24 protein-coding genes and 1 pseudogene are annotated in these 25,378 nt (G+C 64.7%); 7 read left to right on the top strand and 18 right to left on the bottom strand.

Annotation, left to right across the window (positions count from 1 at the left end):
• Window positions 1–16: 16 nt before the first annotated feature.
• From IE266_RS04300 to IE266_RS04275, 6 genes are all read right to left on the bottom strand, one after another.
• On the bottom strand, window positions 17–1,588 hold the full coding sequence (locus tag IE266_RS04300; protein WP_189678820.1) for a gamma-glutamyltransferase family protein: 1,572 nt from the start codon (window positions 1,586–1,588) through the stop codon (window positions 17–19).
• Window positions 1,589–1,592: 4 nt separating this feature from the next.
• Window positions 1,593–2,588 carry an ABC transporter ATP-binding protein gene (locus IE266_RS04295; protein WP_189678819.1) on the bottom strand — a complete coding sequence of 332 codons (996 nt, stop codon included), beginning with the start codon at window positions 2,586–2,588 and terminating at the stop codon, window positions 1,593–1,595.
• Window positions 2,588–3,586 (bottom strand): ABC transporter ATP-binding protein, encoded by a 999-nt coding sequence (locus IE266_RS04290; RefSeq protein WP_189678818.1) that lies wholly within the window; start codon window positions 3,584–3,586, stop codon window positions 2,588–2,590. Before IE266_RS04290 ends, IE266_RS04295 begins: the two co-directional genes overlap by 1 nt.
• Window positions 3,587–3,589: 3 nt before the next feature.
• On the bottom strand, window positions 3,590–4,489 hold the full coding sequence (locus tag IE266_RS04285; RefSeq protein ID WP_189678817.1) for an ABC transporter permease: 900 nt from the start codon (window positions 4,487–4,489) through the stop codon (window positions 3,590–3,592).
• A gap of 1 nt (window position 4,490) precedes the next feature.
• The gene (locus IE266_RS04280; protein WP_189678816.1) at window positions 4,491–5,408 is read right to left on the bottom strand and encodes an ABC transporter permease; all 918 of its coding nucleotides are present in this window, start codon (window positions 5,406–5,408) and stop codon (window positions 4,491–4,493) included.
• A gap of 95 nt (window positions 5,409–5,503) precedes the next feature.
• Window positions 5,504–6,931, bottom strand: a complete 1,428-nt coding sequence (locus IE266_RS04275; RefSeq protein WP_229863924.1) for an ABC transporter substrate-binding protein — start codon at window positions 6,929–6,931, stop codon at window positions 5,504–5,506.
• A gap of 243 nt (window positions 6,932–7,174) precedes the next feature.
• Here IE266_RS04275 and IE266_RS04270 point away from each other — a divergent pair, with 243 nt between their 5' ends.
• Complete coding sequence (locus tag IE266_RS04270; protein WP_189678814.1) at window positions 7,175–7,951, top strand: IclR family transcriptional regulator; 777 nt, start codon at window positions 7,175–7,177, stop codon at window positions 7,949–7,951.
• A 24-nt stretch (window positions 7,952–7,975) separates the two neighbouring features.
• On the opposite strand, the pseudogene IE266_RS04265 reads toward IE266_RS04270, so the two are convergent.
• From IE266_RS04265 to IE266_RS04215, 11 genes and pseudogenes are all read right to left on the bottom strand, one after another.
• Window positions 7,976–8,115 (bottom strand): annotated as a pseudogene (locus IE266_RS04265) (IS5/IS1182 family transposase); the annotation flags it as partial.
• A gap of 151 nt (window positions 8,116–8,266) precedes the next feature.
• A complete protein-coding gene (locus IE266_RS04260; RefSeq protein ID WP_189678813.1) occupies window positions 8,267–9,649 on the bottom strand; it encodes an amidase in 1,383 nt (460 codons plus the stop codon).
• A gap of 15 nt (window positions 9,650–9,664) precedes the next feature.
• Window positions 9,665–10,402 (bottom strand): SDR family NAD(P)-dependent oxidoreductase, encoded by a 738-nt coding sequence (locus IE266_RS04255; protein ID WP_189678812.1) that lies wholly within the window; start codon window positions 10,400–10,402, stop codon window positions 9,665–9,667.
• 8 nt (window positions 10,403–10,410) lie between these two features.
• Window positions 10,411–11,142 carry an SDR family NAD(P)-dependent oxidoreductase gene (locus IE266_RS04250; protein WP_189678811.1) on the bottom strand — a complete coding sequence of 244 codons (732 nt, stop codon included), beginning with the start codon at window positions 11,140–11,142 and terminating at the stop codon, window positions 10,411–10,413.
• Window positions 11,139–11,957 carry a polysaccharide deacetylase family protein gene (locus tag IE266_RS04245; protein ID WP_189678810.1) on the bottom strand — a complete coding sequence of 273 codons (819 nt, stop codon included), beginning with the start codon at window positions 11,955–11,957 and terminating at the stop codon, window positions 11,139–11,141. Before IE266_RS04245 ends, IE266_RS04250 begins: the two co-directional genes overlap by 4 nt.
• 24 nt (window positions 11,958–11,981) lie before the next feature.
• Window positions 11,982–12,770: an ABC transporter permease gene (locus tag IE266_RS04240; protein WP_189678809.1), complete on the bottom strand. Its 789-nt coding sequence runs from the start codon at window positions 12,768–12,770 to the stop codon at window positions 11,982–11,984.
• Window positions 12,767–13,624, bottom strand: coding sequence for an ABC transporter permease (locus IE266_RS04235; protein WP_189678808.1), 858 nt, complete (start codon window positions 13,622–13,624; stop codon window positions 12,767–12,769). Before IE266_RS04235 ends, IE266_RS04240 begins: the two co-directional genes overlap by 4 nt.
• Window positions 13,621–14,682: an ABC transporter ATP-binding protein gene (locus IE266_RS04230; RefSeq protein WP_189678807.1), complete on the bottom strand. Its 1,062-nt coding sequence runs from the start codon at window positions 14,680–14,682 to the stop codon at window positions 13,621–13,623. The genes IE266_RS04235 and IE266_RS04230 overlap by 4 nt, the downstream gene beginning before the upstream one ends.
• A gap of 101 nt (window positions 14,683–14,783) precedes the next feature.
• Window positions 14,784–15,803 carry an ABC transporter substrate-binding protein gene (locus tag IE266_RS04225; RefSeq protein WP_229863890.1) on the bottom strand — a complete coding sequence of 340 codons (1,020 nt, stop codon included), beginning with the start codon at window positions 15,801–15,803 and terminating at the stop codon, window positions 14,784–14,786.
• 141 nt (window positions 15,804–15,944) lie between these two features.
• Window positions 15,945–16,463: a MarR family winged helix-turn-helix transcriptional regulator gene (locus IE266_RS04220; RefSeq protein ID WP_189678805.1), complete on the bottom strand. Its 519-nt coding sequence runs from the start codon at window positions 16,461–16,463 to the stop codon at window positions 15,945–15,947.
• 182 nt (window positions 16,464–16,645) lie between these two features.
• Window positions 16,646–17,635, bottom strand: coding sequence for a LacI family DNA-binding transcriptional regulator (locus IE266_RS04215; RefSeq protein ID WP_189678804.1), 990 nt, complete (start codon window positions 17,633–17,635; stop codon window positions 16,646–16,648).
• Between the two features lie 202 nt (window positions 17,636–17,837).
• On the opposite strand from IE266_RS04215, the gene IE266_RS04210 reads away from it, so the two are divergent.
• Genes IE266_RS04210 through IE266_RS04185 form a run of 6 tightly spaced genes read left to right on the top strand, consistent with a single transcriptional unit; the run spans window position 17,838 to window position 23,684 of the window.
• Entirely contained in the window at window positions 17,838–18,854 is a 1,017-nt protein-coding gene (locus IE266_RS04210) for a TRAP transporter substrate-binding protein (RefSeq protein WP_189678803.1), read from the top strand.
• Window positions 18,854–19,387, top strand: a complete 534-nt coding sequence (locus tag IE266_RS04205) for a TRAP transporter small permease (RefSeq protein WP_189678802.1) — start codon at window positions 18,854–18,856, stop codon at window positions 19,385–19,387. Before IE266_RS04210 ends, IE266_RS04205 begins: the two co-directional genes overlap by 1 nt.
• Window positions 19,384–20,661 carry a TRAP transporter large permease gene (locus tag IE266_RS04200; RefSeq protein WP_189678801.1) on the top strand — a complete coding sequence of 426 codons (1,278 nt, stop codon included), beginning with the start codon at window positions 19,384–19,386 and terminating at the stop codon, window positions 20,659–20,661. The genes IE266_RS04205 and IE266_RS04200 overlap by 4 nt, the downstream gene beginning before the upstream one ends.
• A 10-nt stretch (window positions 20,662–20,671) precedes the next feature.
• On the top strand, window positions 20,672–21,211 hold the full coding sequence (locus IE266_RS04195; protein WP_189678800.1) for a VOC family protein: 540 nt from the start codon (window positions 20,672–20,674) through the stop codon (window positions 21,209–21,211).
• Window positions 21,211–22,476 carry a ribulose-bisphosphate carboxylase large subunit family protein gene (locus IE266_RS04190; RefSeq protein WP_189678799.1) on the top strand — a complete coding sequence of 422 codons (1,266 nt, stop codon included), beginning with the start codon at window positions 21,211–21,213 and terminating at the stop codon, window positions 22,474–22,476. Before IE266_RS04195 ends, IE266_RS04190 begins: the two co-directional genes overlap by 1 nt.
• The gene (locus IE266_RS04185) at window positions 22,476–23,684 is read left to right on the top strand and encodes a four-carbon acid sugar kinase family protein (RefSeq protein WP_229863889.1); all 1,209 of its coding nucleotides are present in this window, start codon (window positions 22,476–22,478) and stop codon (window positions 23,682–23,684) included. Before IE266_RS04190 ends, IE266_RS04185 begins: the two co-directional genes overlap by 1 nt.
• A 103-nt stretch (window positions 23,685–23,787) precedes the next feature.
• Here the strand turns inward: IE266_RS04185 and betC are convergent, their stop codons facing one another.
• Window positions 23,788–25,296: a choline-sulfatase gene (gene betC / locus IE266_RS04180; protein ID WP_189678798.1), complete on the bottom strand. Its 1,509-nt coding sequence runs from the start codon at window positions 25,294–25,296 to the stop codon at window positions 23,788–23,790.
• Window positions 25,297–25,378: the final 82 nt, after the last annotated feature.

Here is a 25,378-nt window from a genome sequence, read left to right as displayed (position 1 = left end):
TTCAGGGCGTCCTTTGTCATTCGCAGATGGCGTCGCCCCAAGGCGACATGATCTCGGTGCAGCCAGAGTTCTTCCCGCCGCGCCGCATCACCCCGGCGGGGCATGCGAAGGCATAGGGGAAGACCGTGCGGCGCGTGGTGGCCACCTTGCTCTCGGCGCGCAGCGCCTCGAGCACGGCCTCGGGCAGGGTTTCGTCGGCGACGACGACCGCGCCGCCCGATACGTCGACGCGCGGGCTGTGAAAGGCCGCGCCTATATCCATGCCGTAGTCGAGCATGAAGCCGCTGAGCTGGGCGACGGCCGAGACGATCTTGCGCCCGCCGCTGGCGCCGATGGCGAAGCGGGTGTCACCGATGCTGCCCAACGTCGGGCAGACGTTCATCAGGCAGCGCTTGCCCGGACCAAGCGAGTTCGGCCGCCCCGGCACCGGGTCGAACCACATGATGCCGTTGTTCATCAGGAAGCCGGTCGACGGCGAGACGACCCGCGCGCCGAAGATCGAGAGCAGCGTCTGGGTCTGGGATACCATGTTGCCCTTGCGGTCGACCACCGAGAAATGCGTGGTCGTGCCGGGCGCCTGCGGGCTTTCGCCATCGTCGCCCATGCCCCTTAGCCGCTCGGCATAGGCCGACCTGAGGCCCCGCGCATAGGCCGCATAGCCCGCGCCATCGGGGGCAGTGCCGCCAAGCTCGGTCTGGGCCGCCACGGTCAGCGCATGGCGCAGGGTCGGACCGGCAGTCAGCCCCGGCACGGCGTGAACCTGACCGCCGCGATAGTCAAAGGTCAGCGCGGGATGGAACTCGGCGCGGTAAGCGCGCAGGTCGTCGTGCGACAGGCTGCCGCCCTTGGCCTGCATGTCCGCCGCCATGGCCGCGCCGACATCGCCGTCATACAGCGCCCGCGCGCCGCCGCGCGCGATGGCATCAAGGCTGTCGGCCATGCGCGACTGGTCGAGCCGGGTTTCGCTGAGCGCCGTCCAGGCGCCGATGTTGGGCCACTGGCCGTCGACCAGGAACAGGGCCGCCGCGTCGGGGTCCTTGGCCAGCTCGCGGGTCGTCGAGGCGATGCAGAGCCCGGCATACCAGTCGACCAGCATGCCCCGGCGAGCATGTGCGATGGCGGGGCCAAGCAGCTCGGCCCAGGGCATCCGGCCCCAGCGCCCGTGCGCCTGGCCCAGCCCATCGACCAGGCCGGGCACCGCCACGGCGGTCGCGCCGCGGATGTTGCGGTCTTCCACCACCTGTTCCCACGGGAACAGGTCGCCGGCCACGCCCTTTCCGGTCAGCGGGTAATCGGCCGGATCCAGCGCCATGGGCGCGCGCATGCCGTGGTTCAGGGCAATCGCCTGCTCCTCGTCCGCGCGCCAAAGCATCATCGCGCCGCCGCCGGCGGGCCCGCTCATCCAGGGTTCGAGAACGCCGATGGCGAATGAGGTGGCCACGGCGGCGTCAACCGCATCGCCGCCGGCCCGCAGCACCTCGGCACCGGCCTCGGCCGCCAGAGAGTTCTGCGCGGCAACCACCCCGCCTTCGGTTTCGATCACCGTCTTGGCGACGGTCTGCGTGCGGGAAAGTGCGGAAGAGCGCATAAGTTCAATCCGTTCCAAACATGGCGGTCTCGGGGTCGTGCAGGTGGCATTCGACATGGCCGTCTCGATGCGGCACCGGGCGCGGCGCCTGGGCGCTGCAGAGGTTGGTTGCATGACGGCAGCGTGGATGGAAGCCGCAGCCCGAGGGCGGGTCGATCGGGTTGGGATAAGCCATGCCGAGCTGGGTATCCGGCACCCCCAGCCCCGGCTCAGGCGTCAGCACCGATTGCAGCAGGGCCTGGGTGTAGGGATGCGCCGAGGCGTCGAACAGATCGTCGGAACTCACGTCCTCGACGATCCGGCCGAGATACATCACCGCCACCCGCGTCGCCAGATGTTCGACCACCGCGAGGTTGTGGCTGATGAACAGATAGGTCAGCCCGAACTCGGCCCGCAAATCGCCCAGCAGGTTGAGGATCTGGCTTTGCACCGAGACATCCAGCGCCGAGGTCGGCTCGTCGCAGATCACGATCTCGGGCTTCATGATAAGCGCCCGTGCGATGGCCACCCGTTGCCGCTGGCCGCCCGACATCTGGCTGGGGAATGTGTTCATCACCCGTGGCGGCAGGCCGACGACGTCGAGCATGTCGCGCACCGCCTTCTGCTGGCTCGCGGCATCCCCGATGCCGTGAATGCGCAGCGGCAACGAGACGATGTCGGCGATCGACTTGCGCGGGTTGAGGCTGCTGTAGGGGTCCTGAAAGATCGGCTGGATGCGCCGCGCCAGCGCCAGCCGGTCCTGAACGCCCAGGGCCTGGCCATCGACCAGAACCTCGCCCGAGGTCGGCGGCTCGAGCCCCAGAAGGATCTTGGCCAGCGTCGATTTCCCGCAGCCGGATTCACCGACGAGGCCCAGCACTTCGCCTTTCTCCAGTTTCAGGCTGACGTCGCGCACCGCGGTCAGCGGGCGGCGCTTGCCGATCAGCCCCTGCTTGACCGTATAGGTCTTGGTGATGTTCCTCAGCTCGAGCGCCGGCGGAGTCTTTGCAGCGTCCAGCATCAAGCGCCCTCCTGTTCTGCGATCCTGGCACCGCTGGCATGGACACAGCGGAAGGCGTGACCATCGCCGGGCCAATGTTGCGGGATGGTGCCGCGGCAGGCCGCCACGGCCTCGTCGCAGCGGGTGCGGAAGACGCAGCCCGAGACCTCGCCCACCAGCGAAGGCACGATGCCGCGGATGGTGCCCAGTGGCTCGCCCCGCCGGGACTTGCCGGGTTGCGGGATGCAGCGCAACAGGCCACGGGTATAGGGATGCATCGGCGCCCGGAACACGTCCGCGGCCAGGCCAGTCTCGACCAGTTCGCCGGCATACATCACCGCCACCTTGTCGGCGACCCGCGCCACCACCCCGAGATCATGGGTGATGAGGATCATCGCCATGCCCATCTCGCGCACCAGATCGACCAGCAGCCTGAGGATCTGCGCCTGGATGGTCACATCCAGCGCGGTCGTCGGCTCGTCAGCGATGATCAGCTCGGGCCCGCACATCAGGGCCATCGCGATCATCACACGCTGCCGCAGACCGCCCGACAGTTGGTGCGGATACTGGCCGAGCCGGCTTGCGGCGGCGGTGATGCCCACCTTTTCCAGCAGGTCGACCGCCCGCGCCCGCGCCTCGGCGCGCGACACGTCGCGGTGCAGCAGCATCGCCTCCATCAGCTGATCGCCGATGGTATAGGCCGGGTTCAGGCTGGTCATCGGCTCCTGGAAGATCATCGACATCCGCGCGCCGCGCAGGCTTCGCATCTGCCGCGGGGAGGCGTCGAGCAGGGCCGTGCCGTCGAAGTCCATCCGCTCGGCGCGCACCTTGATGCGCCGTCCCAGCAACCCCATCAACGCCAGAGAGGTGAGCGACTTGCCCGAGCCGCTTTCGCCGACGATGCACAGCACCTCGCCGCGCTTCAGCTCGAAATCGATCCCGCGCACCGCATGCAGCGTGCCGCCGCCGACGGGAATGTCGATGGTGAGGCCCTTCACATCGAGAAACGTGTCAGTCATGGGTCAATTCCTGTTCTCGGGTGCGGTCACGTCGCGCAGCCCGTCGCCCATCAGGTTGATCGCCAGCACCATCACGAACAGCACCGCGCCCGGGATCAGCACCAGCCAGGGTTCGAACAGCATCATGTTCTTGCCCTCCGAGACCATCAGGCCCCAGCTTGGCGTCGGTGGCTGCACCCCCAGCCCGAGGAAGCTCAGCGCGGCTTCCAGCAGGATCGCATGGGCCATTTCCAGGGTGACGACCACGATCAGATTGTTGAGGATGTTCGGCATGATCTCGGTCAACAGCAGACGCGGGGTCGAGGCGCCTATGGCGCGCGCCGCCGCCACGTATTCGCGTTCGCGCACCTGCCGCGTCGACGCCCGCATCACGACGGCGAAACGGTCCCACAGCAGGAAGCCAAGAACCATGATCACCACGGTGAGCGAGCCCCCGAGGATCGCCACCACCGCCAGAGCCACCAGGACAACCGGCATCGCCAGACGCACGTTGATCAGGAAGGTGACAACGGCATCGACCCTGCCGCCGAAATAGCCTGCGGCCACGCCCATCGCAGTGCCGATCACACCCGAGATCGCCGCGGCGATGGCCCCGATCATCAGCGAGACGCGCGCGCCATAGATCAGCCGGCTAAGGTAGTCGCGGCCCAGATGGTCGGTGCCCAACGGATGCTCCCAGGTGCCGCCCAGGAAGACCGGCGGCTTCATCCGCGCAACCAGGCTCTGGGCATAGGGATCGTGCGGCGCCAGCTGGGGCGCGAACAGCGCGACCAGCGTGATCAGCACCAGCACCACGGCGCCGATCATCAGCCCCTGGTGGCCGAAGACGCGCTTGCGCAGCAATTGCCCCGGCGTCGGGCCGATGATCTCTTCGAGCAACGGGTCAACAGTGGTATTGGCCATGTCAGCTGCTCCTCATGCGCGGGTCCAGCCAGGCATTCAGAACGTCGGCCAGGAAATTGAAGACGATGTAGAACATCGAGAAGATCAGGATCAGCGCCTGCACCGTGGGCAGGTCGTTGCGGGCGATGCTTTCCCAGGCCAGGTAGCCCGCGCCATGCAGCGCAAAGATCGACTCGACCACGATGGATCCGCCCAGCATGAAGCCCATCTGGACTGCGGCCAGCGAGACCACCGGGATAATCGCATTCCGCAGCGCATGGCGGAACATCACGCGCAGTTCCGAGGCCCCCTTTGCCCGCGCCGTGCGGATGTAGTCCGAGGACAGCACCTCGAGCATACCCGCACGGGTCAGGCGCATGATCGCCGGCATCGCGTAGTAGCCCAGCACGATGGTCGGCATCACGAAATGCGCCCAGGTCGCCGCACCGGAGACCGGCAGCCAGCGCAGCTGGATCGCGAAGACCACGATCAGTATCAGGCCGAACCAGAACGAGGGCAGCGCCTGGCCGGCGACGCTGAGAAACAGCGCGATCCGGTCGATGATCGAATTCGGCCGCATCGCCGCCAGCACGCCCAGCGGCACCGCCATCAGCAGTGCAAAAGTGATACCGCAGACGCCGAGCATCATGGTGACGGACAGGCGTTCGGCAATCAGGCTCGAGACCGGAAGTTTGAAATAATAGCTCTCGCCGAAGTTCCCGCGCACGGCCGACCAGAGCCACTCGCCGTATTGCACCAGCATGGGTCGGTCAAAGCCGTAGAGAACCCGGATAGCCTCGATGTCCTCGCCGCTTGCCGTTTCGCCGGCCAGAGCGGCGGCCGGATCACCGGCGAGGAACAGCAACGAGAAACTGATGAAGGACACGGTGAGGGCGACCAGAATCGCCAGCCCGAGCCTTTTCAGAATGAACTGAAGCACGTGAAATCCCCGTCACAGGCCTCGCCTTCAAGGGCGAGGCCATTTTTCTCAAGTAACCGCCCGGCCTGCCCGGAGGGACAGGCCGGGCCGGCGGCTCACTTCCACTTCATCGTGGTGAAGCGCAGCACTTCGTCGGCAGTCGGGGTGTATTCGACGTCGGACTTGAACACGTAGTTGGTGTTGTAGCTGAACATCGGCGCCCAGTAGGCTTCCTCGGTGATCCGGGCGATCGCCTTGGCATAGTATTCCTTGCGCGTGGCCGGATCGGTCGAGCTGTCGGCGACCTCAAGGTCCGCCTTTACCTGATCGTCGCGGGCATCGTCGAGACTGCCATGCTTGAAGAACTGGCTGACCATCGCAGATGCGTCGTTGATCGAGTAGCTGCCCCAGGTCATGAACGACAGCGGCACTTCGCCCTTCATGTTCAGTTCGCGCAGCGCGGAATACTGCAGCATCTTGAAGTCGATCTTGATGCCGACCGCGTTCAGATAGCTGGCAATCGCCTCGGCGTAGTCGCGGTCGCGGTAGGCGTAGAACTCGGTCGTGAACCCATCGGGGTATCCGGCTTCGGCCAGCAGCGCCTTGGCCTTCTCGGGGTTGTATTCATAGACGACCGCCGCATCCGTCGCGCAGCCGAACTGGCTCGGGAAGCAGGGCGTGTCGACCTGAACCGACTTACCTTTCAGCAGGTTTTCGACCATCGCCTTGCGGTCGATGGCATAGTTGACCGCCTGACGCACCCGCACATCCTTGAACGGGTTCGGGTCCATGCTCGAACGGCCCGCCGCATCCATCGAGAGGTAGCCGACACGCATGGTCGATTCGTTGGCGACGGTGAAATCGCCCATCGAGGCCAGCTTTTCGGCCTGGTCCGCCGGAACCTGCCAGATCATATCGAGCGTGCCCGAGAACAGCTCGGCGATCTGGGTGTTCACGTCCGGCACGGTGCGGATGTCGATCTTGCCGATGCTCGGCTGGCCTTTCGGGCCGTCGAAGTAGTTCTCGTTCTTCTCCAGCACGAAATGCTGGCCCGGAACCACCGAAGTCACCTTGTAGGGGCCGGTGCCCACCGGCTTGAGCCCCATCCCCGACGGACCGGCCTCGGCATAGTATTCGTTGGGATAGATCGAGACCGGGCCAGAGAGGAATTCGATCGCGGCCGGGAATTTTTCCTTGAGCAGGATGCGCACGGTGTAGTCGTCGACTTTCTCGGCGGACTTCATCCAGTTGACGTTGCGCTGGGTTTTCACGCCGTTCTCTTCCTTGGCCACGAAGTTGACCGTGAAGACCACGTCATCGGCGTTGAAATCCTCGCCATTGTGGAACTTCACGCCCTCGCGCAGCTTCAGTTCCAGCGTGGTGTCGTCGATCCAGGTCCAGCTTGTCGCAAGGTTGCCGACATACTCATTGGTCACCGGATCACGGTAGATCAGCCCGTCCCAGACGGCCCGCTGCATCACGACGCCTTCGCGCGACGAGTTGAAATAGCTGTCGACGTTCTCCAGTTCCTTGGTGAACGCCATGTTCAACGTGTCCGACGCCTTGTCGGCCAGAGCTACGCCTGCCGAAGCGGCAAGCGCGATGCCGGCGATCGTCGATCTCAGTGCGGTCTTGGTCATGTAGGTCTCCCTGCAATTCAATTGCTTAGTCTATTTTTTGGCGCTAACGTATCACTATTCAATACCTAAGCGCACCTATTGATATTATCGCCATGCAGATCCGCCACGAGTCAATAGGAAACCGCACCAGCCCAGGGGGGCTAGCCGATGTCGAAGAACAATAGCTTGTACGCGGGCACGCTGGCCAAGGGCCTGCGCCTTCTGCGCGCATTCGACGAAACCCATAGCGACCTCTCGCTGACCGACTTCGTCGCGATCACCGGGCTCGACAAGAGCGCTGTGCAGCGACTCGCCAACACCCTCCACATGGAAGGTCTTCTGGTTAAGGACAGCAAGACCCGCCGCTATCGGCCGTCGCACACATGGCTGGAGATGGCATATGCCTACTACTGGTCGAACCCGCTGGTTTCCAGCGCCATGCCCAAGCTGATCGAGCTTTCGCAGCAGCTTGGCGAGACTGTCAACCTGGCCGAACTCTCGGGCGACCACATCATCTATGTCAGCCGCCTGCCCTGCAAGCGCACCGCCTTTGCTGCAACGATCCCGGGCCGCCGCATCCCGGCGATCTCGACCGCAGCCGGTCGCGCGATCCTTTCCACGCATGATCGCGCGGCAAGGGATGAAGCCATAGCAACCTGGCCCATCGGCGCGGTGACACCTCGGGCAATCACCGACCGGGCCGAAATCGGTCGCCTTCTGGAAGAGGCTACGGCCCAGGGCTATGCGATCTCGCGAGACCAGATGATCCTCAATGAAGTCGCCATCTCAGCGCCGATCACCGGCCCGAACGGACGCGCCCTGGCCGCCGTGCAATGCTCGGTCTCGGCCCATAGCTGGACGGATGACCGCCTTCGTCGCGACATCCTGCCTGCCCTACAGGACACCGCCAACGCCATCTCGCCCCTGACTCGACTGGAAGGCTGAGTTGGGGCCGACTGCGCATCGGTATGCGGTCATGAAGGAACGAACCGGGCCACCTTTCGCATCAATGTCGGCATGCGGCTTTGTATTCGGCCCGCCCTTGGTCCGTCCGATCAACCGCCGGCTCTGGTCGTCAGGTCCCCTTTTTTCGCCCGCAGACTTGAGGCTCCTGGACGTTGCGAAGTGACAACGCATATGAACCTGCATAATCGGCGCGAAGGGCAGGAACGCGCGACGCGTCCGAAGATCCTCGAACGTGCCATCAATTGTCTTCCCAAGCATCAGCGTCACTACCCTGCCCTGCTCGGTCAGTTTCCCTTACTCGCTGCCTGCCAGGGCTTCTTCAAGAAGGCGCGCAACATCGAGGATCGTCCGGTCGGAATACCATCTGCCCATGATCTGCAGCCCGACCGGCAGACCTTCCGAAGTCTTGCCGCAGGGCATCGAGATCGCCGGGTGGCCGGTCAGGTTGAGCGGGTAGGTAAACGGATACCAGGCGCCGCGGATGGTGCCGCGGTTGCCCGCCACCTCGACTTCCCCGGCAGTATCGAGTGAGATCGGGATCGCCGGGGCGGTCAGCACCGGCGAGACGATCACGTCGAAACGGGCCAGCGCCTCCTGCAGGAGGCGGAAGAAGCGGGTGCGTTCGTAAGCTGCCGACGAGAGGTCATTGGCGCTGAGCTTGGAGCCTTCGAGGATGCGCACCAGCAGGGTGTTGTCCAGCACGTTGCCGAACTTCGCCACCTGCGGCCCGACACGCGAGGACAGGCCGGCGCGAAGAACGGTGAGGAAGGCCGGCTCCATGCCCTTGAAGTCGAGGTCGATCTCATCGACCTCGGCGCCCCGTGCCGCCATCGCGTCGACCGCCGCACGGGTCATGGCGGCGACCTCCGGGTCGACCTTCGCGCCACCATTCGGCAACCAGCCGACGCGCAGGCCGCGCAGGTCATTAACCCGCTTTTCGGGCGGCAGCACGGCCTGGCCATAGGGGTCCATCCGGTCAAAACCGGCCATCGCCTCGAAGAACAATGTGGCGTCGGCAACGTTGCGCGCCATCGGACCGACATAGGAATTGGCGCCGAACATGTCAGGCAGCTGGAGGTGCGGGATCATGCCGAGCGTCGCTTTCAGCCCGACGACACCGCAGCAGGCAGCCGGGATGCGGATCGATCCGCCGCCGTCGGAGCCGATGGAAAGCGGCCCCATGCCGGCGGCAACGGCCACCGCCGAGCCGGTGCTCGAGGCGCCGGGGGAGCGGTCGGGATGCGTCGGGTGCAGCGTGCGGCCCGAGACCGGGGAGGTCGCTTCGGGCTTGTGGCCGAACTCTGGCGTGGTGGTCTTCCCGATCAAGATGCCGCCGGCGGCCTTTGCCCGCGCGACCGAGACGGCGTCGGTGTCGGGCACGAAATGTTCGAAGGCCTTCGACCCCTGGGTGGTGCGTACACCCTTGGTATTGATCAGGTCCTTGACCGAGAAGGGCACACCGTGCAGCGGCCCCAGAGCGTCCCCCCTCGTCACTGCAGCCTCAGCCGCGCGGGCCGCCTCGCGGGCTTCGTCGGCGCAGACGGTGACGAAGGCGTTCAGCTCGGCACGGTCGTAGATCCGGGCCAGGGCGGCCTCGACGGCCTCGACCGGGGAGATCCGGCCGGCGGCGATTTCCGCGGCGAGGGCGACGGCGCCAAGGTCGGCAATATCGGTCACTTCAGGTCCTTTCACTCAGATCATGTTCCGGCCGCCGTTGATGGCGATGGTCTGGCCGGTGACGAAGCGCGCCTCGTCGGAGGCGAGATAGGCCACCAGGCCGCCGACTTCGGCGGCGGTGGCGATGAAGCCGGCGGGTGTGGCGGCGACCAGCGCGTCGAGCGTGGCGCGCGGGATTCGCTTGTGGGCCTCGGTCGCGATGGCGCCGGGGCAAACGGCGTTCACCGTCACGCCATGCGGGGCGAGCTCCTGCGCCAGCGCGCGGGTGAAGCCGACGATTCCCATCTTGGCGGCCGCGTAATCGGCGAGGCGGAGGTCACCCGAGAGCGCCGCATCGCTCGACATGTTGACGATGCGGCCGCGACCACGCGCCTGCATGCCCGGCGCGATCAGCCGGCAGGCACGCATGGTCGACATCAGGTTGATCTCGGTGACGAAGCGCCAGACCTCCTCGTCGCTTTCGCAGAACAGCCCGGCCCGTTCGCGGCCGCTCTGGCCGAGGTTGTTGAAGAGGATGTCGACCGGACCAAGCTCAGCCTCGACCTGGACGACTGCCGAGGACAGCGCCGCGCCGTCGGTGCCGTCGAAATCAAGCGAGAGCCAGCCGGCCTGCGCGCTGTCGGGGCGCGCGGCGCGGTTCAGGTCGAAGACCGCGACATTCGCCCCTTCCGAGGCCAGCCGCGTCGCGGTGGCGAGGCCGATGCCGCCTGCCCCGCCGGTGACGATGGCCGTCTTGCCGGTGAACCTCTGCATGTCCAACCTCAGTGGAAGCTGCGGCCGCCGTCCACCGCAAGGGCGACGCCGGTGATGTAGGAGGCGGCGGGGCTGGCGAGGAAGACGATAGCCTCGGCCAGTTCCTCGGGTTCGGCCACGCGCTTGAGCGGGTAGCGTGCGCGGATCTCGGCCAACCGCGCCTCGGGGTTCGCCGCGCCTTCGTAGGAGGTGGCGAAAAGCGCAGTCTGTACCGCGCCGGGGCAGACCACGTTGACGCGGATGCCCTCGTCGGCCCAGTCAAGCGCCAGCGATTTCGACAGCATGATGAGGCCGGCCTTGGACGATGTATAGGCGGCGCGGTCGGGGATCGGCCGCAGGCCGGCGGCGGAGGCGATGTTTACGATCGCGGCCTTGTCCGACTTCGCAAGCCAGGGAAACGCCGCGCGTGCGGCGCGCATCGGGCCGGTGAGGTTGACCTCGATCACGCGGGACCAATCGCCGTCGGCGACGCTCTCGCTCGGTGCTTCGAGGTCGATTCCAGCGCTGTTCACCAGGATGTCGATGCCGCCCAGGGCCTGGGCCGCGTCGGCCATCGCCGTCGACAGAGCTTGGGCGTCGGTCATGTCGGCAAGGAATCCCAGCGTTCCGGCCTCGGGGCACGGGCTGCGGTCGATCACCGCGACCTGCGCGCCCTGTTCGGTCAGCCGGGCGACCGTGGCCCAGCCGATACCGGCTGCACCGCCAGTGACGACGGCCTTGAGCCCTGCCAGCGAAGTCATTCTGCGGCCCGCAGCTTCACCGCCATATCCGCTGCGATGCGGTCGCAGCGGTCGATCCAGACGTTCTCGTGCTTGAGGATGTGCTGGATGAAGCGGTCGAGCAGGATCGCGCCCGAAGGCTGGCCGATGAACTCGGGGTGGCAGGCCAGCACCATCATCCGGTCCTCGGCATAAAGCGTGTCGAACTCCCAGCTCCAGGTGTCGAGCACCTGGCGGGGCGAGGTGATGGTGCGGCCCGGCAGGATCTTGGCGAACTGGAAATAGGGGCTATCGGTGTTGATATATCGGAAGGGCAGCTCGACGCAGTCGATCTCCTGCCCGCGCACCTTCAGCATGTAGGGTGCATCATCGTCGAAGAAGTTCGAGGAATAGGCGAAGCCGTATTCCTTGATGAGGTCCATGGTCAGGCTGGTGACCTCGGCCGCGGGGGAACGCCACCCTTTGGGCGCCTGGCCCGTGGCCTTGATGATCGCCTGCTGCGCCAGTTCCATCTCCTCGCGCTCTTCCTCGGGGGTCAACGTCACGATCCAGCGGTGGGTGTGGCTGTGGTGGGCGATCTCGTGGCCCTCTTTCAGCAGCGCCTCGATCACCTCGGGATGCGCCTCGACCACCAGGCCGGGAACGAAGAAGGTCGACTTGATGTCATAGCGGCGCAGCACGTCCATCACCCGCCAGACGCCGCGCTTCCAGCCATAGGCGCCCTGGCTCATCAGGATCGGGCGCATATATGCCTCGGGGTCGCGGGCCGTCCACATCGTCTCGCAGTCGAGATCGAAGGTCAGCATCATCGGAAAGCCTTGGGAGGTGAAGCTCATCGGTATTGTTCCAGTCTGTCGGTGTCAGAAGAAGCGCGAGAAGGAGACCCATTTCTGAGCCAGGATCAGCGCGATGGCGGTTCCGGCGACCAGAAGGGTGGAAGCGGCGGCGATGGAGGGGTCGACGCCATGTTCGACCGAGGCGAAGATCTTCACCGGCAGGGTCGACTGGCGCGGGGTCAGCAAGAAGATCGTCACCGGCACGTTGTCGAGGGAGGTGACGAAGGAGAAGATCGCACCGGCCACCAACCCCGGCTTGAGCAGCGGCAGGGTGACAAGCCGGAAGGCGGTGAAGCCCGAGGCCCCGAGCACATGCGCGGCCTCCTCGATCTGAGGGTTGATCCCGGTCAGTGAGGACATGGCCGAGCGCACGACATACGGCAGGGTGATGAGCACATGCGCGAACAGCAGTACCAAGGGCTGGCCGCGCAGCCCCAGCAGCGAAACATATTGCAGCAGAGCGACGCCGATGACCACCGCCGGGAAGACCAAGGGCGCCATGACCGCCGAGAGGATCACATCGCGGAAGGGCACAAGGCGATGATGCAGCGCATAGCTCGCCGCCGTACCGAGGACTAGCGAGAGCAATGTCGCGCCGCCGGCCAGCCACAGGCTGGTCCAGATCGCCCGCATGTATCGGCTGTCGCCCAGCACGAACTCGAACCAGCGCAGGGTCCAGCCCTGCGGCGGCACCGTCAGGTACGTGGTATCCGAGAAGGAGGCCAGCACGACCACGATGGTCGGGGCATTCATGTAGAACAGGATGGCCAGCGCGACGATGGTCAGGAGCCACGAGGGCTTGCGCGCGATCATGCTGGGATCCCCCGCGTCAGATGGGCCGCGACTCGGTTCGCCGCCCAGATCAGCGCCAGCGCAATGAAGGTCAGCACGAAGGCGAGCGCCGCTCCCGAGGGCCAGTTCAGGTTGGTCATGAACTCGTCGTAGATCTGGGTGGCCATGACCCGGTAGGTCGGCCCACCCAGCATTCGGGGTGTCACCAGTGCCGAGATCGACAGCACGAAGACGAGGATCGAGCCGGTGATGATGCCGGGGCTGGCCAGCGGCACGGTGATGGTGAAGAACACCCGTATCCGCGACGAGCGCAACGTCAGCGCCGCCGCCTCGACATCGGCGGGGATGTTTTGCAGCGCGGGCACCAGCAGCAGCACCATGAACGGCAGGTAGATCTGCACGAGGCCGATGATGACACCGGTGAGGTTGAACATCAGGTCGAGCGGCGTCGAGATGAGGCCGGCGCCCAGCAGTGCCTCGTTGATGACACCGCGTGGCGAGAGCAGCACCATCCAGCCGAAGGAGCGGACGACGATGTTGCAGAGCAGCGGGAAGATCACCAGCAGGATCGCCGTGGTCTGCATCAACGGGCCAACGCGCAGGATGTACAGCGCGAGGGGGAAGCCGAGGATCAGGCACAAGAGCGTCACGATCAGCCCCAGCGCCAGAGTGCGAAGGATGATCTCGAGGTAGAACCAGTCGCCCAGCACGTTGATGTAGTTCGACAGGGTCCAGTCGGTGCCGATACCCTGCATCCCGGAGTAGTCCCGCAGGCTGAGCATCGCCATGATCACGGTCGGCGCGAGGAAGCCCGCGAGGATCAGGACGGTGGCCGGACCGATCAGGCCGAGGCCGGCATTGCGCGACTGGGTCATGCCGCGCCCTCTTCCGGGGCGACGAACACGCGGTCGGCCGGGATCGACAGAACGACCTCGGTACCGACGGGCAGATCCGCCTGCGGGCCGCGCGAGGAGACCCGCGCCATCACCTCGGGTCCGCCGGACAGCGCCACGATGTATTGCACCGAGGCGCCCTCGAAAATGCGCAGCGCGATCCTTCCGGCAAGCCCCGGAGCCTGACCGGCCGGCGCGAGCGCGAGATCCTCCTGCCGCAACGTGACGCGGACGCGGCCGCCTGGCCGGGCCTGCGCCCGGTTGCTGGCTAGCCGCAGGCCGGGTGCGAGTTCGACGCCGCCCTCGGTTGCCACGCCAGAAAGCTGGTTGGGAGAGCCCACGAAGCCGGAAACAAAGCCGTTCGCGGGGTTGAAATAGACCTCTTCGGGCGTTGCGAACTGCTGGATGTTGCCGCCTGACATCAGGCAGATCCGGTCCGAGAGGGACATCGCCTCATGCTGGTCATGGGTGACGAAGAGAGAGGTCAGCTTCAGCTCGGATTGCAGGCGCTTGATCTCGATCTGCATCTCCTCGCGCAGCTGGGCGTCGAGGTTTGACAGCGGTTCGTCGAACAGCAGGATCGCCGGGCGCGGTGCGACCGAGCGCGCCAGCGCGACGCGCTGCTGCTGGCCGCCCGAGAGCTGGCGCGGGAAACGGTCGGCCAGTGCGCCGAGGCGCACCTGTTCGAGCGCCTCGCCGACGCGCGTCTTCAGATCGACGCCCTTCACTCCCTGCCGGCGCAGGCCAAAGGCGACGTTCTCGAACACGGTCATGTGCGGGAACAGCGCGTAGGACTGGAACACGAGGCCAACGTTGCGCCGATTCGCCGGAAGCTTGGTGACATCCTCTTCGCCGAACAGGATCTGCCCACCGGTCGGTTCGAGCAAGCCCGCGATCATTCGCAGGATCGTGGTCTTGCCGCAACCGGAAGGCCCCAACAGCGAGACGAGCTGCCCCTGCTCCACGTCGAACGAGACCGCGTTCACGATGGTCGCCGTATCGTAGCGCTTGGTGAGGCTTCTGAGGGAAAGGGATGTCACAGATGTCTCCGTTTACTCGGGGTGCCGGACATGGCCCCGCTGGTCCGGGGCGCGCGCATCGCGCCCCGGCTGATATTAGCCGAAGTTCCGACAGTCGGAGATTACTTCGTGATCTCGCGCTGCCAGCGCTGGCGCCAATCGGCGACGTTGGCGGCGATCTTGGTAGGGTCGGGGAAGTAGAGCTTGCCGAACATCTCGGGCGGAACCGCCTTGGCCGCGGCGCCTTCCAGGGTGACGTTGGTGTTCACCGGACCGGCATACATGTTCTCGGCAAAGCACTTCTGCACTTCGGCCGAGAGCGCGTTGTCGACATAGGCGTAGGCGCCGTCGGTATTCTCGGACCCCTTCGGGATCACCATGGTGACCTTGATGCCGATCGCACCTTCCTTTGGATAGGCAACCGCAACCGGCACACCGGCATCGGCCGCTGCTGCGGCACGGTCGGGATACCAGGGCGCGATCGAGATCTCGCCGCGCTCGAACATCGAGATGATCTGGTCGGCCTGGGTGTAGTAGGCCTTCACCTGCGGTGCGATCTTGGCGATGGCCGCGAAGCCCGGATCGAGATTGTCGATATCGCCACCGTTGAGCCGCGCCGCCGCGAGCAGGAAGTGGACGCCCGCGGTGCCCGCGATATCGGGCAACGCGACCTTGCCGGTGCTGGCGGCATCGAAGACCGCAGACCAGCTGTCGGGCGGGGTCGGGAAATCGGCCGGGTTGTAGGCCAACGCAGTGGCACCCCACTGATACTGGACAAAATGGTCATCCGCACCGAAGGCCCCTTCGACCAGTTCGCCGGAATGGCTGAGCTTCGACTTGTCGAGGCCCTGCAGCAACCCTTCTGCGGCCAGCTGCGCGGCGAAGGAGTTATCGATGTAAACCACGTCGAAGTCGCTGTCGCCGCCGGTGGCCCGGACCATAGCCGCGAACTGCGAGGAATTGCCTTCCTGCGCCACGACGGCGTCGCCCGAGGCCGTCTCGAACGGCTTGACGTGGCAGGTCTGGGCCGCGCGCCCGAAGCTGCCGCCGAACATGCCGACGACAAGGTCTTTGGCCTGGGCGCCCTGGCTGCCGGCCACCAGGGCGGCAACGGCGGTCGTCACTGTAAGGAGTTTGTTCATGTCCATCCCCGTTGTTGGATTATGCACCCAGATTGACCAAACGGAAGCGGTTCGTCCAGAACTATCTTTCTATAAAGCTAAACTAAAGAGGAACAAAAGATTTAAGCCCGCGCGGAATGTAACGATGCCACTCGCTGCCCTTCAGACGGAGCGAATCGAGTTGACGACAAGCACCTTGCGCAGCAGCTGCACAAGCGTCTCGCGCTCTTCTTTCGTGAGCATCCGGATGAAGTCGAGCTCTGCCTCGGCCTGGGCCGGCATCGCCTCTTCGGTCAGCGCCATCCCCGCGCCGGTCAGTTCGACGCGAACGCCGCGCCCATCGCTCGGATCCTCGACACGGCGGATGAAGCCCTGCTTTTCGATCCTTGCCAGCTGGTTGGAAAGTCCGCCTGACGACACCAGCAACGTCGCTTGCAAGCTCTTCGGTGTCATCGCATAGGGCGGCCCAGAAGCCCGCAAGGTCGCCAGGATGGCATAGGTTGGATACTTGACCCCGAACTGCGAGCTTACAGCATTCATTCGGTTCCCGGCCATCTCACCCAGCCGCATTAGCCGCCCGGTGATCGCCTTGCCCGAGGTGTCGATCTCGGGGCGTTCGGCGTTCCACCACGCGATGCCACGGTCGGCGAGGTCTTTTTCCTTGTCGATCTCGAATGACATGGCCTCATCCCATTTATCTTTAATAAAAGATTAATTTCGCTTTTCCGCCCCACACCTAATAGTCCGACCGTTCCTCGGATTCAAGCACGCAAGGGCCGACAGCGGTTAACGGCGAGACAGACGGCCGGGGGATCTGATGCACGCCGCCGAGCCATTCCCAGGTCGGGCAGTTCATCCTGACCCTAAGGAAGATTTTCTCGAAACACGATTTCGAGTTTCATGGGCAAAACCTGACGCTCCGGCTGGCAAATCGCGCCGATTGCCCTGTCGATCAGCGTTTCGGGATCTGTATGGAACACTGCGTCCATCACGCCCTCGACCAGTGCGTTGCGGGTGTCCTTGGTCAGCCCGTGACCAATGAAGGCCACGTCTGATCGCCCGCGTTCGGCCAGTGCCCGCGCGACCCCGCCCGAGGAACCGCCGACATTGTAGATGCCGCGCAGGTCGGGGTTCTGATCCAGCAACGCGATGGTATGGCGATAGTTCTGGCCGCTGTCGTCATGTCCTTCGCGCATTCCCACAAGGCGGAGATGTGGGAACATCTCCTCCTGAATCGACAGGAAACCCGCTTCGCGTTCGCTATGCGCACGGTAGTGACGTGACCCCGCGACCAGCGCCACCGCCCCTTGCCGCTCGGCGATGAAGCGGCCGATCAAAAGCCCGGCCGTTCTCCCGACCGAGCGGTTCTCATGTCCGACATAGGCGTCGCATCCGGAATGCCCGAGGTCCGAGACCACTGTTACCAACCGCACGCCGTTTGCTGCCACCTCCGCCACAGCCTCGCGCACAGCCGGGTGGTCGATGGCAAAGAACGCGATGCCATCGGCCCAATCAGCATTGCGCCGGATGGCCTCTGCCAACGCGGGTGCGTTGAAGCCTTCGATGAAGAAGCAGCGCACCTTGGGGCTGCCTTCTTCCCTCAGCGCCACGCGCTGGCGCAGATGGTCGCCAAGATCGCGCAGATAGGGGTTCGTCCCCGCCGGCAGCAGGAAGACGATGTTGGCTTCGCGACGGTCACGGAACCGGGCCATCTCGTCCGCGCCCAGAAATCCCAGCGCCAAAGCAGCCTCCAGTACTTGCTGGCGGGTCCGTTCCTTGACGCCCTTGCGCCGGTTGATCACCCTGTCGACGGTTGCAAGCGACACCCCGGCGCGGCCGGCAATGTCGGCCATCAGAGCGCGGCCATTTCCGGCGACCCTTGCGCTACACATCAAAACACCTCAAAACGCATCATCTGTTTTATTTTGACTCAACATGTAGCCAAAACCTATTTTGGTCAACAAGTCGTCGCATTTTGCAGCAATCCGCTCAGAGCGTCGGGAGGAGATGGTGAAAACCCATCAAAACACATCAGAATTCTGAGGGAGGAATTCCATGTCCAAATCACACGCATTGCTCGGCCGTCGATCGGTTCTCGCGCTTGGCGGCGCTGCTGCCATGAGCGCAGCCCTGCCGCTGCGCGCCCGTGCGCAGACTGTACTGCGCTATGGCCACAACAACGAACCGGCCTCGGTCGCCGGTGCACAGGCCGACTGGTTCGCCGAGGCGCTCGGCGCAGCTTCGGGCGGCGACATCAAGGTCGACGTCTATCCGGCCAGCCAGCTGGGCAAGCTGCAGGAACTGGCCGAGGCTGTTTCGCTTGGCACCATCGCCTTCTCGCACAACACCGCCGGCGCCCTTGGATCGCTCTACGAGCCTTTCGCCGCGCTCGACACGCCCTATCTCTACCGTGACGTCGACCACCTGATGAAAGTGACCGACGTCAATTCGCCAGTGATGCAGGAGCTTAACGAAGGCCTGATCGCCGCCGCCAACGTCCGCGTGATCTATGCCCATTACTTCGGCCGCCGGAACCTGACCTGCAACAAGGCGGTGATGTCCCCGGCCGATCTGGCCGGCGTCAAGATCCGCGCAGTACCCTTCCCGATTTACACCACCGCCGTCGAGGGCATGGGCGCCGTCGCCGTGCCGGTCGACTGGTCGGAAGTGCCGACCGCGCTGGCCACCGGCGTGGTGCAAGGCCAGGAGAACCCGGTCAACGTGGTGCTCAAGGTCAAGCTCTACGAGGTTCAGTCGCACCTCATGCTGACCGGCCACATGTCGAACGCCGAGGTCGTCGTGATGAACGAGGACACCTGGCAGGGCATGAGCGCCGAACAGAAGGCCGCCGTCGAGAAGGCCGCCAACGACACCCGCGAGAAGGCGACCAAGGCGATCCTCGACAACGAGGCGGCCGAGACGCAGGCCCTGCGCGAAGCCGGCATGACGGTGATCGGCGAGGCCGAGGGGCTTGACCTCAAGGCCTTCCGCGAGGGCGTGAACAAGCTGGTGCAGGAACGCTTCGGCGCCAAGTTCGGTCCGCTCTACGAAAAGATCGCGGCTGTCGCCTGATGGCCACCGAACACCAGGGCCGCGCGATCCTCGCGCGGTTTTCCCTCGCCGGAATCTGGCTGGCCATGGCGCTGCTGGCGCTCATGGCCGGGCTGGTCGTTCTACAAGTTGCAGCCCGCAACCTCGCCGACCTTGGTCTGCCCTGGGCTGACGAGCTTGCGCGGTTCAGCTGCATCGGCCTGGTCTTCGTCGGCATTCCGGCGCTTGCCGGGCGGCAGGCTCTGGTCGCGGTCACGATCCTGCCCGACATGCTGGGCGGGCGGGCCAGGACCGGGCTCGTCCTGGTTTCGGACCTTGCGACGCTCGCCTTCTGCGGGCTGCTGCTCTGGGGATTCGCCCATTTCCTGCCGCGCGCAGGAAAGTTCCTGACACCTGCCCTGCAGTTGCCGAACTATTTCTACTACTCGCTCGCCCTGCTCGGCTCTGTTTTCCTGGGCCTTGTCACGCTCTATCGCTTGGTCAACCTGCTGCGCGGGCGTGACGCCTCGGCAGGCTTTGCGGATGGCACCGACCCAATCGGACAGATCGAATGACCGCCCTCCTTCTCGCCCTCTTCGCCGTGCTGCTTGTCTGCGGCGCGCCTATTGCGGTCTGCCTGGGCCTGTCATCGGCGATTGTCATCGTTGTGCAGGGCCTGCCGGTCTCGGTGCTGGCGCAGCGCAGCCTGAATGCGCTCGACAGCTCCCCGTTGCTGGCGGTGCCTTTATTCATCCTGGCCGCGAGCCTCCTGAACGCGATCGGCGTCACCACCCATCTCTTCGACCTCGTGCGGATGATCTTCGGCCGCATCCGCGGCGCCGTCGCGCAGGTCAGCATCTTCGTTTCGCTGATCTTCTCGGGCATTTCCGGCGCGGCGCTGGCCGATATCGGCGCGCTCGGCGCGGTGCAGATCAACCAGATGACGGCGCAGGGATACCGCAAGGAATTCGCCGCCGGCCTCACCGTCGCGGCCGCCACCATCGGCCCGATCTTTCCGCCCTCGATCCCGATCATCATCTACGCCTCGGTTGCGAATGTCTCGACCGTGCAGCTGCTGCTTGCCGGGATCGTGCCCGCGCTCGTGATCACCGCGCTTCTGATGGCACAGGTGGCGATCATCGCCCGGGTCTCGAACCTGCCGCGCGACGACATGCGCCCGGCGATGGGTGACGTGGCAAAGAAGTTCGTCGTGTCCTTCCCTGCCCTTCTGGCGCCGGTGCTACTGATCGGCGGCCTGATGTCGGGCTGGTTCGGGCCGACCGAGGTGGCGGGAATGACGGTCGCCTATGCGCTGTTCATTGGCATCTTCATCTATCGCAGCCTGGCCCTTCGAGCGACGTTGACCGCGCTGCGCGAAACAGTGGAAGCCACTGCCAACATCCTGTTCATCGTCTCGACCGCCGCCCTATTCGCCTGGGTGCTGACGCTCGACCAGGTTCCAATGAAGGCCTCGGCCTTCCTGCTGTCGCTCTCGGACAACCCACTGGTCCTGCTGCTGCTGGTCAATATCCTCCTGCTGGTCGTTGGCATGGTGCTGGAAAGCATCGCCGCCATCCTGATCATTGCCCCGATCATCGCGCCGGCCCTGACCGCCGCCGGGGTCGACCCGCTGCAACTGGGTATCGTCTTCGTACTGAACCTGATGATCGGCCTGCTAACTCCGCCCGTGGGCATGAGCCTCTACATGGTGTCGATCATCACCAAGATGCCGATCACCCGTGTCATCGCCGGGGTGATGCCCTTCTTCATCCCGCTCTTCCTGTCGCTGCTGGCCGTCTCAGTCCTTCCCGGACTGTCGACCTGGCTGCCCAACCTTCTGATGAAGTGAGACAATTCTCATGAGTACCCTACTCGGCCCCATCCGACAGCTCGGCTATGTCGTCGACGATATCGAAGCCGGCATGAAATACTGGTCCGAGGTCATGGGCGTTGGCCCGTGGTTCTACAACCCGCAGGTCCCGATCGAGGATTACCTCTACGACGGGCAGAGCTATCAGCCACATAACTCGGTCGCACTGGCCAATTCCGGCGAGATGCAGGTCGAGCTGATCCAGACCCGCAACGACGTCCCCTCGATGTATCGCGACTTCAAGGAGAAGGGCCTGCGCGGGCTGCAGCATGTCGCCTTCTGGACTACCCAATACGACGACGACCTGGCTATGATGATCGGACGCGGTTTCACGCTGAAGATGTCCGGATGCGTCGGCGTGAACGGCCGCTTCGCCTATTTCGCCGAGGAACATCATCCCGGCACGGTGATCGAGCTCTCCGAGGTCATGGGTCCGAAGGGCAAGATGTTCGACATGATCCGCGCCGCTTCCGAGGGCTGGGACGGCACCGACGCGATCCGCCCCTTCCCGGATCTGAGCACCCTCTGATGTCCCGCGTCACTGCCGAATATCTGCTGGAAACGCCGTTCCCGCCCGCCGAAGTTGCCGCCACCATGGCCGGCGAACAGTCGAGCGGCACCTTTGTCCGCGTCGCAGGAGAGACGGACGAACTGCGCGCGCGTTCGGCGGCAGAGGTGCTCTCGGTCGAACTGCTGGGCGAAAGCGCAACCCCGACACTCGCTTCGGCCTACCTTGAGCGCAAGAGCGTCGGCGGCCCCTACCATCTGGCGCGGGTGCGCATCGCCTATCCCACCGGCAACATCGGCAAGAACCTGGCGACGCTGGCCTCGACCGTCTCGGGCAACCTCTACGACATCGGCGAAATCACCGGGCTGAAGCTGCTCTCGCTCGACATCCCTGCGGCCTATCGCACCCGCTATGCCTTGCCAGCACAGGGAATAGCCGGCACGCGCACGACGACCCATGTCCAGGGCCGCCCGATCTTCGGCACCATCATCAAGCCCAACGTCGGAATGACCCCGGAGGACATCGCTGCGCTGGTCGACCGGCTCTGTGCCGCCGGCGTCGACTTCATCAAGGATGACGAAGTCTGCGCCAATCCCGACATCGCGCCCATCGCCCGGCGCGTACCCGCCGTGATGTCGGTCATCCGCAAGTGGCAGGAGAAGACCGGCCGCCAGGTGATGATGGCCTTCAACATATCCGACGAGACCGATGCCATGCGCCGCCATGCCGATCTGGTGACGGCCGAAGGCGGCTCTTGCGTGATGGCCAGCCTCAACTGGTGCGGCCTCTCGGGCATGGAAACCCTTCGCGCCCACACGCCGCTGGCGATCCATGCCCACCGCAACGGGTTCGGTGCGATGAGCCGCCACCCACGACTCGGCATGGGTTTCCAAGCCTACCATGCGCTCTACCGCCTCGCGGGGATCGACCACATGCACGTACACGGCATCGGCGGCAAGTTCGTCGACAGCGCGGAGGAGGTGACCGAGGCCGCCCGCGCCTGCCTCGGGCCATTGTCAGAGGGTGGCCCCGACGACCGTGTCATGCCCGCCTTCTCCTCCGGCCAATGGGCGGGCACCCTGCCCGCAACGCTGAAGGCCGCACAGGGCCCCGACCTCATGTTCATGTGTGGCGGCGGCATCCTTGCACACCCCCAAGGGCCCGAGGCGGGGATCGCCTCGCTGCACGAGGCCTACGACGCCCTGAGCGCGGGCGAAACCCTGGCCGACGCGGCCAGGACACGCCCTGCCCTCGCCGCGGCCATCGACTTCTTCGGCAAACGCTGATGGTGCGGGCCGTCTTCATCGGCGACGATTTCACCGGAGCTTCGGACACGCTGGCGACCTTCGCCAGCGCCGGCTGGCGCACGCGTCTGTTCCTCAAGCCGCCAAGGCCGGAGGATTGTGCGGGACTGGATGCGATCGGCTTTGCCACGTCGCTGCGGGCGCAAGCACCTGACGTGGCACTGGATGTGATCGCCGACCTCTGGCCGGCGATAGAAGCGCTGGAGCCGCAAACGATCCACCTAAAGGTCTGCTCGACCTTCGACTCCTCGCCGGTGATCGGCTCGATTGGGGCCGTTGCCAACGATCTGGCCCGCCGCTTTTCCCCCGACCATCTCGCGGTGATCGGCGGGCAGCCGAACCTCGGCCGCTACTGCGTCTTCGGCACGCTGTTCGCCCGGGCGGTGGATGGCGTGGTGCACCGCATCGACCGCCACCCGGTTATGGCGCATCACCCGGTCACACCAATGACCGAGGCCGACCTGCGCCGCCTGCTCGCTGCGCAGGGCCTTGAGGGACTGGACCTCTGCCTGTCGCAGGAAGCAGCCGCCCTGCCCTTGCGCACGCTATTCGACGTCCGCGATGACTCGGACATCCGGTCCATTGCCCAAACGCTCGCCCCACTGACGGGCCGCCGCCTGCTGATCGGCGCCAGCTCGGTGGCGCGGGTCTTGACCGAAGGCACACCGGGCACCGGGCATTCCAATCCTCCCCCACCGCCCGCCCTTAAAGGGGTGTTGGTTTTTGCAGGAAGCCGCTCGCCGGTGACAAAGGCGCAAGTGGCCGCAGCAACAGAGTTCCATTGCATTGCTGCACTGCCTGGTGACTTCGCGGCCCCCGATGACCTGTACAGAACGGCCCGTGCTGCGTTGGAAAAGGGGGCCCCCGTTCTGATCCATACCGATCCGGACCTCAACTACGGGATGACACCGGACGAACTTGCCAGGGCGTCGGCAGGCTTGCTCGGCGAGCTTCTTGCCCATGCCCATGTTGGCTGGCTCGGGATCGCCGGCGGAGACACATCGAGCCGCATCTGCGAATTGATGGAGTTTTCTGCAATCGACTTCCTGGAAGCGATCTCGCCCGGCGTCGCGCTGTGCCGGGCCGTACATCCTTCGGGCCAACTGGATGGGCTGCGACTCATGCTGAAGGGCGGCCAGATGGGCGACGAAAGCTTGTTCAATCGCTTCCTGGGCCTGGCCAAGTCCTAAGAGCGCGCCGGCAAGGCCGGAAAGATGGGCCACTCCCCGATGGTTGGGCAGTTTTGCAGATTGAGTAACGCGCTTGCGGATCGAGTGTTTGCGGGACCGCACCCTACTCTCGCCGTGGGTATCGCTGTCGTTCTTCGACGACGTTCAGATCCATATGGTTTCGCATAAACCGCTCGCTGGCACGTTTTAGGGGCTGGTAGTCCCAGGGGAAATGGCTGCCGTTTCGGAGCGCTTCGTAAACTACCCACCTCTGTGCCTGGCTGCGGCGAACGTCGGCGTCGAACTGGTCGAGATCCCAAGTCCTGTCCGCCTCAGCTCGCAAAGCATCCAGGGCCTGCTGGTGAGCAAAGTCGCCGACAAGGTTGAACAACTCGTTGGGGTCGGCCTCCAGGTCGAACAGTTGTTCCGGATCCATGCTACACCGCGTGTACTTGTATCGGCCCGAGCGAATTGCAACCAACGGCGCGATGGATGCTTCGGCGGCGTATTCCATGAGGACCGGTTCGCTGCGTTTCCCGGCGGCCGCCAGCCCGATAAGGCTATGTCCGGATGTCCAAGGTGCGACCTCGTCCATCTGCAACCCGACAAGGTCGCACAACGTCGGACAGACGTCGATGGTTGAGACCGGCGTCGTCACCAGCCCCGGCGCCAGTGAGGGTGCGGAAAACATCAACGGCACGCGCGATGAGCCCTCGAAGAACGACATTTTGAACCAAAGTCCACGCTCGCCCAGCATGTCACCGTGGTCCGATACAAAAAGGACCACGGCTTCCTGCAGGGTGCTTTCCAGCGCTTCGAGTATCTCGCCAATCTTTTCGTCGATATACGAAATATTTGCAAAATACGCCCGGCGCGAGCGGCGGACATCTTCTTCGGTAATCTCGAAACCGCGCCAGTCGTTCGCGTCGAAAATCCGCCGCGAATGTTGGTCAAGATCCCCGTAGGGAATTGCCGGGACAGCGGGCAGAAGATGCCCGCAATCTTTGTATAGGTCCCAATATTTGCGCCTTGCAACATAAGGGTCATGCGGGTGCGTGAAGCTGACAGTCAGGCACCATGGCCGAGCGTCGTGACCTCGGGCCAGGTCGTAGACTTTCTGCACCGCATTGAACGCCACTTCGTCGTCGTATTCCAATTGGTTGGTGATTTCAGCCACGCCTGCGCCCGTCACGCTTCCCAGATTGTGGTACCACCAATCGATGCGCTCGCCCGGTTTTGTGTAGTCCGGGGTCCACCCGAAGTCGGCAGGGTAGATATCTGTTGTCAGCCGCTCTTCGAACCCGTGCAATTGATCCGGGCCAACGAAGTGCATCTTTCCCGAAAGTATCGTGTTGTATCCAGCCCGGCGCAGGTGGTGGGCGTAGGTTGGCAGCGCCGACGGAAACTCCGCTGCGTTGTCGTAGACCCCGGTAACCGAAGGTAGTTGCCCGGACATGAAGCTCGCCCGACCTGGGGCACATAGCGGTGACGCGGTGTAGCAGTTTGCGAACCGAACCGAACGGGCGGCCAGGCGCTTCAAGTTCGGGGCATGCAGCCAGTCGCACGGACCGTCGGGAAAGAAAGTCCCGTTCAACTGGTCGACCATAAGAACGAGAATATTGGGTTTGGACATCGGTGGATTCCGCCGGAAAGAAAGCTCCACGCTCCCAAACGGGAGGCCACGGCCCTGGCCGCAAGCAAGCGCGTGAACGGGA

It is taken from the genome of Seohaeicola zhoushanensis, assembly GCF_014656415.1.
In the GTDB taxonomy this organism is placed as follows: domain Bacteria; phylum Pseudomonadota; class Alphaproteobacteria; order Rhodobacterales; family Rhodobacteraceae; genus Seohaeicola_A; species Seohaeicola_A zhoushanensis.
This window is presented reverse-complemented; position numbering and strand designations above follow the sequence as displayed.